The 15,537-nt window shown below is 57.6% G+C and carries 14 protein-coding genes; 13 read left to right on the top strand and 1 reads right to left on the bottom strand.

The window, feature by feature from the left end; translation table 11 throughout:
- Positions 1 to 66 precede the first annotated feature (66 nt).
- The 7 genes from ASH01S_RS10380 to ASH01S_RS10350 all read left to right on the top strand — a co-directional run bounded on the left by ASH01S_RS10380 (position 67) and on the right by ASH01S_RS10350 (position 8,403).
- Positions 67 to 774, top strand: a complete 708-nt coding sequence (locus ASH01S_RS10380; RefSeq protein WP_067927514.1) for a PIG-L deacetylase family protein — start codon at positions 67 to 69, stop codon at positions 772 to 774.
- Positions 771 to 1,451, top strand: a complete 681-nt coding sequence (locus ASH01S_RS10375; protein ID WP_067927511.1) for a 4-carboxy-4-hydroxy-2-oxoadipate aldolase/oxaloacetate decarboxylase — start codon at positions 771 to 773, stop codon at positions 1,449 to 1,451. The genes ASH01S_RS10380 and ASH01S_RS10375 overlap by 4 nt, the downstream gene beginning before the upstream one ends.
- Before the next feature lie 48 nt (positions 1,452 to 1,499).
- Positions 1,500 to 2,387 (top strand): DUF1932 domain-containing protein, encoded by an 888-nt coding sequence (locus ASH01S_RS10370; protein ID WP_067927508.1) that lies wholly within the window; start codon positions 1,500 to 1,502, stop codon positions 2,385 to 2,387.
- Positions 2,388 to 2,575: 188 nt separating this feature from the next.
- Positions 2,576 to 3,850: an MFS transporter gene (locus ASH01S_RS10365; protein ID WP_067927624.1), complete on the top strand. Its 1,275-nt coding sequence runs from the start codon at positions 2,576 to 2,578 to the stop codon at positions 3,848 to 3,850.
- A 99-nt stretch (positions 3,851 to 3,949) separates the two neighbouring features.
- Positions 3,950 to 4,579: an isochorismatase family protein gene (locus ASH01S_RS10360; RefSeq protein WP_067927504.1), complete on the top strand. Its 630-nt coding sequence runs from the start codon at positions 3,950 to 3,952 to the stop codon at positions 4,577 to 4,579.
- Between the two features lie 584 nt (positions 4,580 to 5,163).
- Positions 5,164 to 6,714, top strand: coding sequence for a DHA2 family efflux MFS transporter permease subunit (locus ASH01S_RS10355; protein ID WP_067927622.1), 1,551 nt, complete (start codon positions 5,164 to 5,166; stop codon positions 6,712 to 6,714).
- A 231-nt stretch (positions 6,715 to 6,945) separates the two neighbouring features.
- Positions 6,946 to 8,403 carry an aldehyde dehydrogenase family protein gene (locus ASH01S_RS10350; RefSeq protein ID WP_373278569.1) on the top strand — a complete coding sequence of 486 codons (1,458 nt, stop codon included), beginning with the start codon at positions 6,946 to 6,948 and terminating at the stop codon, positions 8,401 to 8,403.
- A gap of 105 nt (positions 8,404 to 8,508) precedes the next feature.
- Here ASH01S_RS10350 and ASH01S_RS10345 read toward each other — a convergent pair whose 3' ends face one another.
- Complete coding sequence (locus tag ASH01S_RS10345; RefSeq protein ID WP_067927502.1) at positions 8,509 to 10,212, bottom strand: purine-cytosine permease family protein; 1,704 nt, start codon at positions 10,210 to 10,212, stop codon at positions 8,509 to 8,511.
- A 321-nt stretch (positions 10,213 to 10,533) separates the two neighbouring features.
- On the opposite strand from ASH01S_RS10345, the gene fmdA reads away from it, so the two are divergent.
- The 6 genes from fmdA (at position 10,534) to ureC (ending at position 15,521) form a co-directional block, all read left to right on the top strand.
- Entirely contained in the window at positions 10,534 to 11,715 is a 1,182-nt protein-coding gene (gene fmdA, locus ASH01S_RS10340) for a formamidase (RefSeq protein ID WP_067927499.1), read from the top strand.
- Positions 11,716 to 11,738: 23 nt separating this feature from the next.
- Positions 11,739 to 12,020 carry an FmdB family zinc ribbon protein gene (locus tag ASH01S_RS10335; RefSeq protein WP_067927497.1) on the top strand — a complete coding sequence of 94 codons (282 nt, stop codon included), beginning with the start codon at positions 11,739 to 11,741 and terminating at the stop codon, positions 12,018 to 12,020.
- Positions 12,021 to 12,060: 40 nt separating this feature from the next.
- On the top strand, positions 12,061 to 13,116 hold the full coding sequence (locus ASH01S_RS10330) for an aliphatic amidase (RefSeq protein WP_067927493.1): 1,056 nt from the start codon (positions 12,061 to 12,063) through the stop codon (positions 13,114 to 13,116).
- A gap of 1 nt (position 13,117) precedes the next feature.
- Positions 13,118 to 13,420: an urease subunit gamma gene (locus ASH01S_RS10325; RefSeq protein WP_067927489.1), complete on the top strand. Its 303-nt coding sequence runs from the start codon at positions 13,118 to 13,120 to the stop codon at positions 13,418 to 13,420.
- A gap of 65 nt (positions 13,421 to 13,485) precedes the next feature.
- Positions 13,486 to 13,809 (top strand): urease subunit beta, encoded by a 324-nt coding sequence (locus ASH01S_RS10320; protein ID WP_067927485.1) that lies wholly within the window; start codon positions 13,486 to 13,488, stop codon positions 13,807 to 13,809.
- Entirely contained in the window at positions 13,806 to 15,521 is a 1,716-nt protein-coding gene (gene ureC, locus ASH01S_RS10315) for an urease subunit alpha (RefSeq protein WP_067927483.1), read from the top strand. The genes ASH01S_RS10320 and ureC overlap by 4 nt, the downstream gene beginning before the upstream one ends.
- Positions 15,522 to 15,537: the final 16 nt, after the last annotated feature.

Here is a 15,537-nt window from a genome sequence, read left to right as displayed (position 1 = left end):
GGAGATGGTCAGTTTGTTATCCAAATGGATTTTCAATGGGATTCACGTAGGGGAGGAGCACATCAGATGGCAACCTTGATGGTCGTCAGCGCGCACGCAGCCGATTTCGTATGGAGGGCTGGGGGAGCCATCGCGCTCTATCATGACAAGGGATGGCAGGTTCGAGTCTTGTGCCTATCCTATGGGGAACGAGGGGAATCCGCGAGACTCTGGAAGAGTGGCAAGACGTTGGATGACATCAAGTCCATTCGCCATGCGGAGGCTGAACATGCAGCTCAGATTCTTGGGGCCGACATCCGTTTTTTGGATGCGGGAGACTATCCTCTGGAGGTGACACCGGAACTACGCGACAAGTTGGTTCAGGAGTTTCGCGAACATCAGCCGGATCTCATCCTCACGCACAGCTTGACGGATCCCTACAACGCCGACCACCCGCGGACCACGCAGCTTGTTCTAGAATGCCGGATTCTCGCACAGGCACACGGCTATCCGTCACCGTATCCACCGATTGGTGCACCGCCCGTGTTTCTCTATGAGCCTCATCAGCCCGAACAGTGCCAGTTTCGTATTGATGCGCTCTTGGACATCTCGTCCGTATTCGAGCGCAAGCGTCAGGCGATGGAATGTATGGAGGCGCAGGAACACCTGTGGGCCTACTACACGGATGTGGCGAAACGCCGTGGTGTGCAGGCCGGACGCAATTCCGGGCAATCTATTCGTTATGCGGAGGCCTATCAGCGTGTGTATCCGTCTGTGGGAGGCGAGTTGGTGTGAAACCGACAGTTGTCTTGGATATTGAGCGTCCTTCGCCTGCGGTTGTCGATGCATTAGCTCCATTCGGGAGTGCCACCGTGCACGAATCGATGAACAAGACCGGTTTAATGCACCCCTATATGCGGCCTATCTATCCAGATGCTGAACTCTGCGGGACAGCGGTCACTGTCTGTTGCCAGCCGGGGGACAACCTGATGATTCACGCCGCTATAGAGGCCTGCCGACCGGGGGATGTCTTGGTCGTTACAACCACGTCTTCGTCCACTGACGGCATGTTTGGTGAGTTGTTGGCCGTGTCGGCTCGGGCACATGGGGTCAAGGGACTGATTATTGAGGCTGGGGTGCGCGATACGAAAGTGCTGACGGATATGCGGTTCCCTGTGTGGGCCAAGGCCGTCTCAGCAAAAGGCACAGTTAAGGAGAGTCCCGGTTGGGTCAATGTCCCGGTCGTCTGCGCCGGTGTGTGGATTCGCCCTGGCGACATCGTTCTAGGCGACGCTGACGGCGTGGTGGTCGTACCGAAGGAACAGGCGGCTGTTGTTGCCGCGCGAGCGCAGGAGCGAACGCGTCGAGAGAATGACACGCGGGCAAGATTGGCACGCGGCGAACTGGGGATAGACATCTATGGCTTGCGAGCGAAGCTCCGTCAACTGGGTGTGGAGTATGTGGAGCGCTGACGCGAACTGTTCAGTGAAACAATGAACACGGTGTGGGGGGAGTACTCCGTGCGAGTCGGATTCATCGGTTTCGGTGAGGCGGCTTCAGCCATTGCCGCTGGGCTTAGCGAAGCTGGCCTGCGCGGCATGGCGGCGTTTGACTCGGCCGATTCCCCGGCGTTGCAGGAACGCGCGCAGGCTGCTGGCGTGGAATGGGTGAACAGCCTTCCCGAACTGGTGCAGTCAGTGGATATCATCCTCTCGATGGTCACAGCTGCGGTCGCCCTGCCCGTGGCGCAGGCCGCAGCCCCGTATGTACGATCCGGAGCTGTTTATGCGGATCTGAATTCGTGTTCACCGCAAACCAAGCGGGAGATCGGAAAAGTTCTGGAAGGCGCTGGTTGTGAGGCCTTGTTTGCGTGCGTGTCCGTGATGGCGGCTGTACCGCCGTGGCGCCACCGCGTACCCATGGTGGCGGATGGTCCCGGGGCTCGGCCATTGCAGGCTACGCTGAGTCCGTACGGTATGCGGATTGAGGTCATGGATGGCCCTGTGGGTGTTTCAGCAGTGCTGAAAATGTGCCGCAGTGTCCTGGTGAAGGGCTTAGAGGCACTGTTTCTGGAATCGTTGTTGGCAGCTGAGTCCGCAGATGTGACTGACCAGGTCTTGAAGTCGCTGGATGCCTCCTTTCCGCAGGTGCGCTGGGGCGAGTTCGCCGAGTATCTGCTGCGACGTAATCAAGAACACGGGAAGCGGCGCGCACAGGAAATGAAGGAAGCGGCTTTGACTCTCCAGGGGCTCGGAGTAGAGCCGCTGGTAACTGAAGGTGCCGCACAGCGGCTGGAGTGGTCGGCCAAGGTGCGATCTCAGACCAGCACTACCAAGGTACTGCCGTGTCGAGAGTGGCTGCGTGCATTGTTGAGTGCGGTTTCATCCCAGGAGCCGACTGGTCCTTAAACAAAAGTTCTGTCGTATTCCGCATGGAGGAACAAGGTGGTTCCTGTGAGAGGAATACGCGGGATAGTGTGTTGAGCAAGAGCGGAAGGGAGGTGGTTCGATAACTTTGAAAGCGATTACCAAAGGGCGCAAAGTAGGTTATCGGCATTCATTCTATGAAAATCCATGGGGAAGGGACGGTGTACCGTATGACGAACGGATCGAAAAAATCGTTTTTTCGATATGAAAACGCTATCGTACTGATGATGTTTTTCACTTTTGGCTTTGTCTTTATGGAGCGGCTCAGTGTTTCTTTTCTGTTTCCGTTCTTTGGTCCCGCATTGAAAATGAATAATGCAGACCTTGGGTTGATGACTTCCATATTGGCGATTTGCTGGTCCCTGTCCGGATTCGTATTTGGTTCCCTGTCTGACTTGATTGGATCGCGTAAGAAAGTACTGTTGCCGATTACGTTGGCATTCTCAATTTTCTCCTTTTTAACAGGTATTGCAAGGAGCATCGGTTCAATGCTGGTGATTCGCGGTCTGATGGGTGTATCCGAAGGCCCGGTTCTTCCGATTGCCCAAGCTTCTGTAGTTGCGGACTCACAGCCGCACCGCCGAGGGTTCAACATGGGCTTTGTGCAAAGTTCTTTGGGTTTGATTGGCTCTGCGGTCGCACCGCTCGTTTTGACCTATGTGGCCACAAAGTATTCATGGCATGCGGGTTTTTACCTGGCCGGTGTACCGGGATTAATCATGTTTTTTGTCCTGCTGTTTTGGATGAAAGAGCCCAACCGAAGGATGTCGAAAGAACAGTTGGCGAAACATGAACATCGGCTTCGCCGTGAAGATTACCCGGTTGTCTTCCGCACGAGGAACGTCTGGATTACGATGTTTATTGCTGTATTTATGATGACGTGGCTCTTCGCATTTACCACGTTTGCACCGACCTTCTTAACTGAACACGACAAATTCTCCGGCACCCAGATGGGCGTTATCACAGCATTTATGGGCCTTGGCACCTTCTTCTGGGGATTCGTTGGCCCCTGGATCTCCGACAAATGGGGACGTAAGCCGACGCTGATTTTGTTCTCGTTTATCGCAGTGCTTTCACCGGTATGTTTGGCCCTCGTTCACGGATCAGTCGCGGTAATGAGCATTATTGGATTTTTGACCTGTGTCGGTCAGGCGTGCTTCCCACTGTTCATGGTTGTTGTTCCGAGCGAATCCCTGTCTCCGAAGTATGTCGGCACCGCCGTCGGTTTAGTTCAGTTGGTTGGTGAATTGATCGGCGGAACAGCAGTACCGACTATCGGCGGTATTGCGGCAGACCATTATGGATTGGTTGCGCCGCTGTGGATTGCGGCTGGCGGCGCGTTTATAAGCGCTTTAATTGCGTTTGCCGTTAAGGAAACCGCGCCTGTGAAGAACCGGCCTGTACATGGGCAGGTCGGCGAGGGATCTGCTGCGTCGCTCTCGTGATGGGAAGGAAACAATACTGGACGATGGTGCAGTTCTGGATTATCGTCACTAATCATGTTGATGACTTTGTCAACAAAGAATTCAGTTGGGGGAATGCGCGTGGTTCAATACACCAGTGAGCCGATTTGGCGGGTGGATCCGCTGCGGACGGCGCTGTTGGTCATCGACATGCAAAATGACTTTGTCCGTGCAGGGGCTCCAATGGAAGTCCCTATGGCGCGCCAATTCCTGCCTAATATGCAGCGGATTCTCCACGCTTGTCGCCGTCATGGCGTACCCGTGATTTTTACCCAACATATTCTGTACGATCATGTAAATATCTCCCCTCTGGAGGTGCGAATCCAGCCGCACTTGCAACGCGAAGGCATCCGCTATGGCACTGATGGTATTGACATCGTTTCGGAACTGCAGCCGCTAGCCGAAGAGTTTGTGGTGCCAAAGCATCGCTATGATGCGTTTTACAATACGCAACTCGAAACACTCATCCGTACCGTTCGCAGCCCTGGGCAGGTTGACACGGTCATCATTACAGGGACGGTGACCAGCATTTGCTGTGAGAGCACGGCGCGCAGTGCCTATATGCGAGACTTGAAGGTGGTCTTTGTCAGTGATGCAAACGGCGGATTCGACGAGGCGTCACAGCAAGCCACGCTCGAGACTATTCGGCGTGCCTTCGGATGTGTGACGGATACGGACACTGTCGTGGCCGAACTGGACGCCAGCGAATAACGATGGCGTAGCCGACGGGAGGCTGAGAAGGGCCCTTGTCTCAGCCTCTCCTGCTTTACTTCTCTGCCCCCAGCGGTGTTGCTGTTCGGGGAAGAGGTGGCGCTTAACCAGTCCCCGTGTCAAAACTGGACCTTGCCGGCTCTGTTAACACTTTTTTCACATCTTTCCTCTTGCGCATACGAGATTTCGTGATAAGCTGTAGGATATAATATGACAGTCGAGCGGTCTCCGGGATGCAGGGCATCCGTCGGGGACTGCTTTATTCTGCGACAAAGCAGCGCGACAGCTGGAATGCATCTTGATGCACATAAGACGTAGCTCCACATCAACTGTCTCCCCCATAACACGGGTGACATTTGGGATAAATTAGTGCACGAGTCGGGGGATGGCCAGCGACGACATAGGTTGTGTCTGTTGGATGCGACTCGATGGCCTGCAGGTGGAGCGGATCGGTCACAATGTGGGAAGACGTACGGGGGCAGACTACGGTGACGATCCGGTGTCCCCGCGGCCGGTTGTCCGGGGACCGGAATTTCCGATTGCCAAAAAACATAGAGAACCTGCTGGAGGGAGAGGAGACTCTCATGAGCCAAGAACAGATGGTACCGCGAAGTTCGAATGAACAAAACGGCGGGGTTCGTGTGGCGCCCATCTTCGCGCTGATGATTGCGGGTGCTTTTGTCGCCTTTTTGAATCAGACTTTGATGAATGTGGCTCTGCCGCAGATCATGGATCGGCTGCATATCAGCGCGACGACCGCGGACTGGTTGGCCAGCATCTATATGTTGGTGAACGGCATTGTCATTCCCATCACCGCCTTCCTGCTGGAACGGTTTACGACGCGCCAACTCTATTTGGTGTCGATGGCATTGTTCGCCGCCGGGACCTTGGTCTGCGGTGTTGCACCGAACTTTTTCACGCTCCTGGCCGGGCGTGTCATTCAGGCGGCAGGCGCGGGTGTGCTGATGCCGCTTGTGACCAATGTGATCTTTTCCTTGTTTCCCGTGCAGCGCCGCGGCTGGGCCATGGGTATATTCGGCATAGCGCTGAACTTTGCGCCGGCACTGGGGCCGACCTTGTCAGGGTGGATTGTCGAGCACCACTCTTGGCGAATTCTGTTCTTTATTATCTTGCCGATCGCGTTGGTGGATTTGGTTGTATCGGTATTGTTCCTGCGTAATGAGACGGAAACGAGGAATCCCAGCCTGGATGTGTGGGGCGTAATTTTGTCCAGCCTGGGTTTCGGCGGCATCCTGTATGGGTTCAGCAATGCTGGCAGCGTCGGTTGGGGAGCGACCGATGTGGTGATTTCGTTTGCGGTCGGGGGCATCAGTCTGTTGGGCTTTGTTTGGCGGCAGTTGAGCATTGACCAGCCGATTCTTGAATTCCGCATTTTCCGCTACCCGATGTTCACCCTGACCACCGTCATCCTGCTGATTGTGACGATGGCGATGTTCGCCGGGATGCTGCTGATGCCAATTTACATGCAGAACGTGCGTGGCTTTTCACCCTTGATGTCAGGGCTGATGCTGCTGCCCGGCGGCGTGGTGATGGGCATCATGTCGCCCATCACAGGCCGGTTGTTCGATAAGATTGGCGCGCGCTGGCTCGCGGTGGTCGGTTTGGGTGTCACCACCGTGACCAATTACGCGTTGACGCGGCTGCAGCTGGACACCAGTTTTGCGTACGTGACTGCGGTGTACACGGCGCGCATGTTTGGCATGTCAATCCTCATGATGCCCATCATGACGGCGGGGCTGAATCAATTGCCGCAACGCTACTATCCTCACGGCACCGCGATGTCGAACACGCTGCGCATGGTATCAGGCGCCGTCGGCATGGCGTTGTTGGTCAGTATCATGGCCAGTCGCGCGGCTGCACATTTGAAGCAGTTGATGGTCAGTCATCACATCTTGCCTACAGACAAGGTGCAGGTGGCCGATCTCAGCCGGCAGGCGCTGGTCATGGGCATCAACGACGCGTTTATGATTGCTACGGGACTGTTGGTTGTGGCTTTCATTCTGGCATTTTTCCTGCAGAAGACCACGCCCATGCCCGATTTCATTTCCGTGGCCCGGAGCCGCCGTCAAAAGACACGCATCTCGCGGCGCGTGGCTTTGGGGGTGCGGGAGTAGTCCGACGCGGCGGGCCGGTCCCCGGTCCTGGACAGGTATCTCGGTAACATAATGCGGCGACCCCGTGTTGCGGGGCCGCTTTTTCAATTTTCGTCCTGCTTCGTTTCGCTGTGCGGAACCCACGCCTTGTCGATCTCCATATCTCCGTCCTAAACTGACCAATAATACCCAATCTTTACGACTCTCACAAGCCATGATTGAAAGCGATTTTCTTGTCGGAGGTGGTATTCCGTGCTGGATAAACGCGCGCTGAGCCGCCAGTATATTGACGGCGTATGGTGCGAGGGTCGTAGTGAAACGGTATATTCCGACGTAAATCCATATTCTCAAGAATCGATTGCCCAAATACGCTTTGCGTCGGTGGCTGACATTGATGATGCGTATCACGCCGCCTTGCGGTCGCAGCCAAACTGGGGGAAAACGTCAGCTTACGAACGCTCCGCCTTGCTGCAGCGGGTGGCTGGTTTGCTTGAACAAAAGCGACAAGACATTGTCCAGCTGATTGTCGAAGAGCTGGGAGGCACTCAGGTCAAGGCCCACGTCGAAATCGACATCGCCCTCGGCATGCTGCGTGCGGCCAGCGACCTGCCGCTGCGTATGGAAGGCAGCATCCGCCCCTCCATGATCCCGGGGAAGGAGAATCGAATCTATCGTCTCCCGATAGGTGTCGTGGGCGTCATCAGTCCGTTCAACTTTCCGCTGGCCCTCTCCATTCGTTCGGTGGCTCCTGCCATTGCTGCCGGCAATGCGGTCGTGCTGAAGCCGGATCCACAAACCTTTTTGACCGGCGGATCTCTGGTTGCACAGTTGTTTGAACAGGCTGGACTCCCCGCGGGCGTGTTGAACATGGTGGTGCCGGACATAGCCGAGGTGGGTGATGCGTTCGTTGAGCACCCCATTCCGAGACTCATCTCGTTTACCGGGTCCACCGCTGTGGGTAGGCGCATCGGCGAGATTTGTGGCCGTCACCTCAAGCGTGTCGCGCTGGAGTTGGGTGGCAACAACGTGATGATTGTTCTCGCTGACGCGGATGTAGAGCAGGCCGTCCGAGCCGCGATATTCGGAAAGTTTATGCATCAGGGCCAGATTTGCATGTGTCTCAACCGCATCCTGGTTCATCGCAACGTGTACGACTCATTTGTCGAAAAGTTTGTCGCCCACGCTAGCCAGTTGAAAGCAGGCGACCCAGCCGATCCGTCCGTGACCATTGGTCCGCTCATCAATCGCCGCCAAGCGGAAAAGGTGGCTCGTCTGATTGAAGCGGGCGAGCGCGAGGGAGCCCGCGTCGTGCTCCGCGGTACCATCGAGGGCTGTCTGGTCAGGCCGTTTGTCCTGGCCGATGTGCGCAACGACATGGAGATTGCGCAGCATGAGGTGTTCGGTCCCGTGGCCTCGATTATCCCATTCGACGACGAGGAAGAGGCGATTCGTGTCGCGAACGAGAGTGAGCACGGCCTGAGTGGCTCCGTGTTTTCAAGGGACCTGGAGCACGGCGTCGATGTGGCACTGCGCATCCAAACGGGAATGGTACACGTCAACGACCAGAGCATCAATGATGAGCCCAACGTCGCGTTTGGCGGAGAAAAGGCGTCAGGTCTGGGGCGTTTCGGCGCCGAGTGGTCCCTGGAGGAGTTTACCACCGTACGTTGGGTGTCCGTCCAGCGCCAGCCGCGTGTTTACCCGTTTTAATCAGGGAGTGCATGAGGCCAACGTGAAGAGTCTTCGCAATGGGCGTGCCGCGCCTCGCACTGTGGACGGGTGTCCTTCTCCGAGGCGCGGACTGAGTGCTTTTGCTTATGCGCGCAGTGCCTTTGTCTCCGTGACGGTCTGGGGAGTTTTCTTACATTGATCATGACATGCCTGTTCCAGACTGCAGCACAAGGAGCAAATCGGAGCGGCGTGAAAAGGGCAATGCAGGATGTCTGCGGGTTCATACGAGTAGCCACAGCACGAACAGGTGACCTCAGCCTGACCCTGCGGGTGCAGTGTCGCCGTATCTGGAGCCGTCGCGACGTCATGGTCTTGACGGCTGTCGCGTGCGATATAGTATTTTCCCTTCGTCGCCAGCGCGATGATGGGGGCCAGTACAAACGCCAGGACGAGGGACAAGAGCGCCGAAAACGCCTGCAGGGTGGATCCGAACGCGCCAAAGAAGGCGGCGATGGAGACGGCTGAGGCGATGATCATGGAGCCGAATCCGACCGGATTGAAGTTGTACAGGTGTCCCCGTTTGAACTCGATGGATTTCGGGCTGATGCCCAGAATCATTTTGTTGACAACGATGTCCGCCACCAGGGCGCCTATCCAGGCCACGGCGACATTAGAATAGAACCCGAGCACCGTGTTGAGGAAGCCAAAGATTCCCCACTCCATCAGGGCCAGCGCGATGGCTACGTTCAAGAACAGCCAGACCACCCGGCCGGGATGAAAGTGGAAAATGCGGGAGAAGAAGTTGGACCAGGACAGGGACCCCGAATAGGCGTTCGTGACATTGATTTTGATCTGCGACAGGAGCACGAAGAAGGTGGCCACCGCCAGCGCGGCGAACATGCTCGGGATGACGGTGTGGAAGGCGTAGGTGTACATATGAATCGGTTCATCCGCCTGCACCTTGCCGACCAGCGGATCGATGTAAAAAGCCATGAAGGAGCCGGCAAGTTGTTTCAAGGCGCCGAGAATCACCCAGCCGGGGCCCGCGATGAGGACCGCCATCCACCACTTGGAGCGGTTGGACGGGGTCAGGTCGGGCATGAAGCGCAGATAATCCACCTGCTCTCCAATTTGGGCAATGAGGGAGAGCGTTACGCCGCAGGCTAGGCCAAATTCAACCGGGCTGAACGCCGCCCCTGATGCGGACGCACCGGCGAAATGGCTCCAGGCCGTGAACGCGCTCGGGTCTTTGATGGCTATGGCGGCCAGTGGACCGAGCATCATGATCAGCCAGACAGGCTGCGTAAGGACCTGCAGCTTGGACAAAGCGGTCATCCCGTACATCACCAGCGGGATGACAATCAAGGAGCAGATGAGGTATGCGACCGCCAGCGGGATATGAAAGAAGAGGTTTAATGCCTGCGCCATGACGGATCCTTCGGTGGCGAAGTAGATGAACGTGAACGACGCATAGACCAGGGAGGTCAGGGTGGATCCATAATACCCGAATCCGGCGCCGCGGGTGAGCAGGTCCATGTCGATGTTGTATCGGGCGGAATAGTAGGCAATCGGAATGCCGGTGGCGAAGATGATGGCCGCAACGACGAGAATGGCCCACAACGAATTGGCGAACCCGAAACTCAACGCGATAGAACCGCCGATGGCAAAGTCGGCCATGTAGGCGATACCGCCCAATGCCGAGTTGGCCACCGTGAATTCACTCCATCGGCGGAACGAACGCGGCGCGTAGCGCAGTGCGTAGTCTTCCATCACCGGGTTGTTGACCCAACGATTGAACGTTCTCCTCTGTCTGGCGTTTCGGCTCTGTTCCACATCCAGCACGGACATCTGCTCCACTCCTCTCTGCCACGCCAATTGAGAATGGATATAGTTTTTCGTTGATTTGGCGTGGGTGAGGACACTTTATCACGTGAAACCAGCACACTTCAATCTTGGTTGTAATTTAACTTGACAATTTCAGAACGAAAAAAGATCGTTCTCGGCTGTTTTTGTCGGTAGAAAGGCCGGGCATTCGGAATTTATGTTATAAAATATAACAATAAACGTTGTGTTTTGTTTTTGACGTGCTAGAGTGGTCTCTGCAGACGTCATGCAGTGAATCTTCAATCCCATTTCTGTCTGCAGTTCGCTGAGGGGAGGACACCGTCCATGCCTGAGGTTCTGTTCCACATCGACCTATCTAAACCAATGGAAGAACAGGATGTACCTGGACACAATCGTTGGCACCCCGACATCCCTGCCGCGGTATCGGTCAAGGCCGGCTCCGAATTTCGCATCGAATGCAAGGACTGGACCGATGGGCAGATTCAGAACAATGACGATCCGACCGATATTCGTGACGTGGACCTCACCCGGGTGCACGTGCTCAGCGGTCCGGTCCACATTGAGGGCGCAGAACCGGGCGACCTGCTGGTGGTGGACATCCTCGACATAGGCGCCCTGCCAGGGGCCGAATGGGGATACAATGGTATCTTCGCGCGCGAGAACGGGGGCGGGTTTCTGGTTGACTACTTCCCCGAGGCGGGCAAGTCGATTTGGGATTTCCACGGAATTTACACCACGTCCCGTCACGTGCCTGGCGTTCGATTTCCCGGCTTGATTCACCCGGGGTTGATAGGGGTGGCGCCTTCCCACGAATTGTTGGATGCGTGGAACGCGCGTGAGCGAGAATTGGTCAAATCCAACCCAGGCCGGATTCCGCCTTTGGCCAACCTGCCTGAACCGCGAAGCGCGGTCTTGGGTTCACTGCGTGGTGCGCAATTCGACAGGGTGGCCGCAGAGGCTGCCCGCACCGTGCCGCCGAGAGAAAATGGGGGCAATTGTGACATCAAAAACCTGTCGAAAGGCAGCCGTATCTACTTCCCTGTGTTCGTGCCCGGGGCCAAGTTGTCCGTCGGTGACATTCATTTTTCGCAGGGGGACGGAGAGATCACGTTCTGCGGCGCCATCGAGATGAGTGGATGGATAGACCTGCACGTCGACGTTATCAAGGGCGGAATGGCCAAATACGGCATTACGGACAATCCTGTATTTCGGCCGGGGCCCGTGGAGCCTCGCTTCAGCGAGTACCTGGTATTTGAAGGGATTTCGGTGGAGGAGACAACCGGCACCCAGCACTACCTGGACGCCAACGTGGCCTATAGGCGGGCCTGTCTAAACGCCATCGCGTACCTGCAGGTGTTGGGCTACACGGCGGAACAGGGCTACATGATCTTGGGCACGGCGCCTGTGGAGGGGCGCATCAGCGGCATCGTCGATGTGCCCAACGCCTGTTGCACGCTGGCCATCCCGACGGCCATCTTTGACCGGGACGTGCTGCCGCACGCGTAACATTTCTAGCGAGGGGGAGGCTTATGCCGGAGTATGGGTTTCGCTGTGGGCAATGTGGGGAGTTTCAACTCACGCTGAGCATGCGCGAGGCCGTTTCGGTGGCGGCGTGTCCGCAGTGCGGCGGCGAGGCGCTGCGCGTGTACAGGCCGTTTGGGGTGCTTCAGCAATCCGCCTTACTCAGGCAGCGGATGGAACGCGGTTCCGAGCCGAGGCGGGTGTCGGCCGCCGAGTGGCGCGCGCAGGCGCACCATCATCACCCGGCTGCGGTGCAGCGTGCGCATCGTCCGTGGCAAATCGGGCACTGAGGAAACGGCGGATCAACCATCTGCGAGAGGAGCGAGTGCGATGCGCCATGGGGATATCTCCAGCAGCAAGGATACGGTGGGGGTTGCAGTCGTCAATTACAAAATGCCGAGATTGCACACCAAATTGGAGGTCATTGATAACGCGCGTCGGATTGCCAACATGATTGTGGGCATGAAGCAGGGGCTGCCGGGCATGGACCTGGTGGTATTCCCCGAGTACAGCACGCATGGAATCATGTATGACGTGGACGAAATGATGGCGACGGCAACTACGATTCCAGGCAAGGAGACGGAGATCTTTGCGCAAGCCTGCCGCGCTGCCAACACATGGGGGGTCTTCTCCATTACGGGCGAGCGCCATGAAGATCACCCCCTCAAGCGTCCGTACAATACGCTCGTGCTCATGGACAACGAAGGGAACATCGTGCAGAAGTACCGCAAAATCATGCCCTGGACGCCGATTGAGGGGTGGTATCCCGGGAACCAGACATTGGTCACGCCGGGGCCGAAAGGCTTGATGATCAGCCTGATCATCTGCGATGACGGCAACTATCCGGAGATCTGGCGGGATTGCGCGATGAAGGGCGCGGAGTTGATTGTGCGTGCTCAGGGATACATGTATCCAGCGCAGGAACAGCAGGTGTGGATGGCCAAGGCGATGGCGTGGGCCAACAACTGTTATGTGGCGGTGGCCAATGCCAGTGGATTCGACGGGGTCTATTCCTATTTTGGCCACTCTGCCATCATCGGTTTTGATGGGCGAACGCTCGGCGAGTGCGGGGCAGAGGAGAACAGCGTCCAGTACGCGGAGTTGTCCGTGTCGCAGATTCGCGATTTTCGCCGCAGCGCGCAGTCGCAAAATCATCTGTTCAAGCTGCTGCACCGCGGCTACACCGGTATCTATCACTCCGGAGAAGGGGACAAAGGGGTTGCCGAGTGCCCGTTCGACTTTTACAAGGAATGGGTGGCCCGCCCGGACGAGGCGGTGGCGCGGGTTGAACGGTTGACTCGGCCAACGATTGGATACGAAGAGTGTCCGGTCCCGGGTATTCCTCAGCCCGAGACGGTGCTGGACAAGGAACCGGTGGAGACCTGACGTGAGACTGACCGATAGGGAGACGGAAAAACTGTTGCTGGTCGTGGCGGGGGATTTGGCGCGGCGGCGGAGAGAGCGGGGGTTGAAGCTGAACCACCCTGAGGCTGTGGCGCTCATCACCTGCGAGATCTTGGAAGGTGCGCGGGACGGCAAGTCGGTGGAGGAACTGATGGTATTGGGCCGACAGGTGCTCTCGCGCGACGATGTCATGGAAGGAATTCCCGAAATGATCCCTGAGATTCAGGTGGAGGCGACGTTTCCGGACGGAACCAAATTGGTCACTGTGCACAATCCCATCTCGTAGTAGCGGAGCCGTCGCGCCGGATCCACTGGGCAAGACCCTGAACTTTCATCAAAGGTGGAGTGGCTTTGATACCGGGAGAATATGTACTTTTGGACGATCCGATAACATGCAACGAGGGCAGGCCGGTGGTCACGGTGACCGTGGTCAATCGCGGCGACAGGCCGGTTCAGGTGGGCTCTCACTATCATTTCTATGAGGTCAACGAGGCGCTGGTCTTTGACCGCTCGCAGGCGTGGGGTAAGCGCCTGAATATTCCATCCGGAACGGCAGCTCGGTTTGAGCCGGGGGATGCCCGGACGGTGGAACTGGTGCCGTTTGCCGGGGAGCGCCGCGTGCACGGGTTCAACGCCCGCGCGGAAGGTCCACTGGAGGAGAAAACCGAGCCATGACACTTTGGATGTCCCGCAGACAGTACGCGGACATGTTTGGTCCCACGACCGGGGATGCCGTGCGGTTGGCCGACACGGAGCTGTTCATCGAGATCGAGAAAGACCTCACCGTGTACGGGGACGAGGTGAAATTTGGCGGGGGAAAAGTGATTCGGGACGGCATGGGACAGCACCCTCACGCCACGCGGGCGGATGGGGTGATGGATCTGGTGATCACGAACGCGGTGATTGTGGACGCCTCCGGGATATACAAGGCGGATGTCGGGATTTGCGATGGTCGCATTGCGGCCATCGGCAAGGCGGGCAATCCATGGGTAATGGACGGGGTCAACATCCTGATTGGCGCGGGCACCGAGGTGATTGCGGGCGAGGGGAAAATCCTCACAGCGGGGGGCGTGGATGCGCACATTCACTTCATCTCTCCGCAGCAGGTGCCGACGGCGTTGGCATCCGGGATCACCACCATGCTCGGCGGGGGCACCGGCCCGGCGGACGGTACGAACGCGACGACGTGCACACCCGGCGTATGGAACCTGCACCGGATGCTGCGTGCGGCCGACGGGTTGCCCGTGAACGTGGGGTTTCTCGGCAAGGGCAACGCGTCCCATGCGGATCCGCTGGTGGAGCAGGTGGAGGCTGGCGCGATTGGGTTGAAGCTGCACGAGGACTGGGGCTCCACGCCGGCGGCGATAGACGCGGCCCTGCGGGTCGCTGATGAGATGGATGTGCAGGTGGCCATCCATACTGACACGTTGAACGAGAGCGGGTTCGTCGAACGGACGCTGGAGGCCATTGCGGGACGCGTGATTCATACCTATCATACGGAGGGCGCCGGGGGAGGACACGCTCCGGACATCATGAAAGTGGCTTCGTATCCCCACATCCTGCCGTCCTCCACCAATCCGACTCGTCCGTTCACCGTGAACACGGTAGCTGAACACCTTGACATGCTGATGGTCTGCCACCACCTAGATCCGAACGTGCCGGAGGACATCGCGTTTGCCGACTCGCGGATTCGCCCAGAGACGATTGCGGCGGAGGACATTCTGCACGACATGGGCGCCATCAGCATGATGAGTTCCGACTCGCAGGCGATGGGGCGTGTCGGCGAGGTGATTATCCGCACCTGGCAGACGGCGGACAAAATGAAGCGCCAGCGCGGGAAGCTGCCGGAGGATGCCGGGCGGGTGGGGGACAATGCGCGGGTGAAGCGGTATGTCGCGAAGTACACCATCAATCCGGCCATCACCCATGGCATCAGCGACTATGTGGGTTCGGTGGAGGAAGGAAAGCTGGCGGACCTGGTCCTGTGGGATCCGGCCTTTTTCGGGATCAAGCCCGACCTGGTGCTCAAAGGCGGCATGATTGTGCTCTCGGCGATGGGGGATGCCAATGCCTCCATCCCGACGCCCCAGCCTGTCCTGTATCGTCCCATGTTCGGAGCTCTGGGCGGGGCGCGGTTTGACACCTGCGTGACCTTTGTCTCCCAGGTGGCGCAGGAGAGCCAGATTGGCCAGAGGCTGGGCTTGCACAAACGTACGCTGCCCGTGTCGGGGACGAGGCGTCTGCAGAAGTCGGACATGCGGCACAACGACCTGACCCCGGAGATCGAGATCGATCCGCAGACTTATGAGGTGCGGGTGGATGGGGAGCCGGTTCACTGTGAACCTGCGGATAGGTTGCCGATGGCGCAGAGGTACTTTCTGTTTTGAGCACTGGCAGCTCCAT

Source organism: Alicyclobacillus shizuokensis NBRC 103103, from assembly GCF_001552255.1.
In the GTDB taxonomy this organism is placed as follows: domain Bacteria; phylum Bacillota; class Bacilli; order Alicyclobacillales; family Alicyclobacillaceae; genus Alicyclobacillus_G; species Alicyclobacillus_G shizuokensis.
The sequence above is the reverse complement of the archived record's forward strand: the minus strand, read 5'-3'. Positions and strand labels throughout refer to the sequence as shown.

Excerpts from the sequence above, each read along its gene's own strand:
- ASH01S_RS10380 (WP_067927514.1), top strand. The coding sequence starts at position 67 with ATGGCAACCTTGATGGTCGTCAGCGCGCACGCAGCCGATTTCGTATGG.
- ASH01S_RS10365 (WP_067927624.1), top strand. The coding sequence starts at position 2,576 with ATGACGAACGGATCGAAAAAATCGTTTTTTCGATATGAAAACGCTATC.
- ASH01S_RS10355 (WP_067927622.1), top strand. The coding sequence starts at position 5,164 with ATGAGCCAAGAACAGATGGTACCGCGAAGTTCGAATGAACAAAACGGC.
- ASH01S_RS10345 (WP_067927502.1), bottom strand. The coding sequence starts at position 10,212 with ATGTCCGTGCTGGATGTGGAACAGAGCCGAAACGCCAGACAGAGGAGA.
- fmdA (WP_067927499.1), top strand. The coding sequence starts at position 10,534 with ATGCCTGAGGTTCTGTTCCACATCGACCTATCTAAACCAATGGAAGAA.
- ASH01S_RS10335 (WP_067927497.1), top strand. The coding sequence starts at position 11,739 with ATGCCGGAGTATGGGTTTCGCTGTGGGCAATGTGGGGAGTTTCAACTC.
- ASH01S_RS10330 (WP_067927493.1), top strand. The coding sequence starts at position 12,061 with ATGCGCCATGGGGATATCTCCAGCAGCAAGGATACGGTGGGGGTTGCA.
- ureC (WP_067927483.1), top strand. The coding sequence starts at position 13,806 with ATGACACTTTGGATGTCCCGCAGACAGTACGCGGACATGTTTGGTCCC.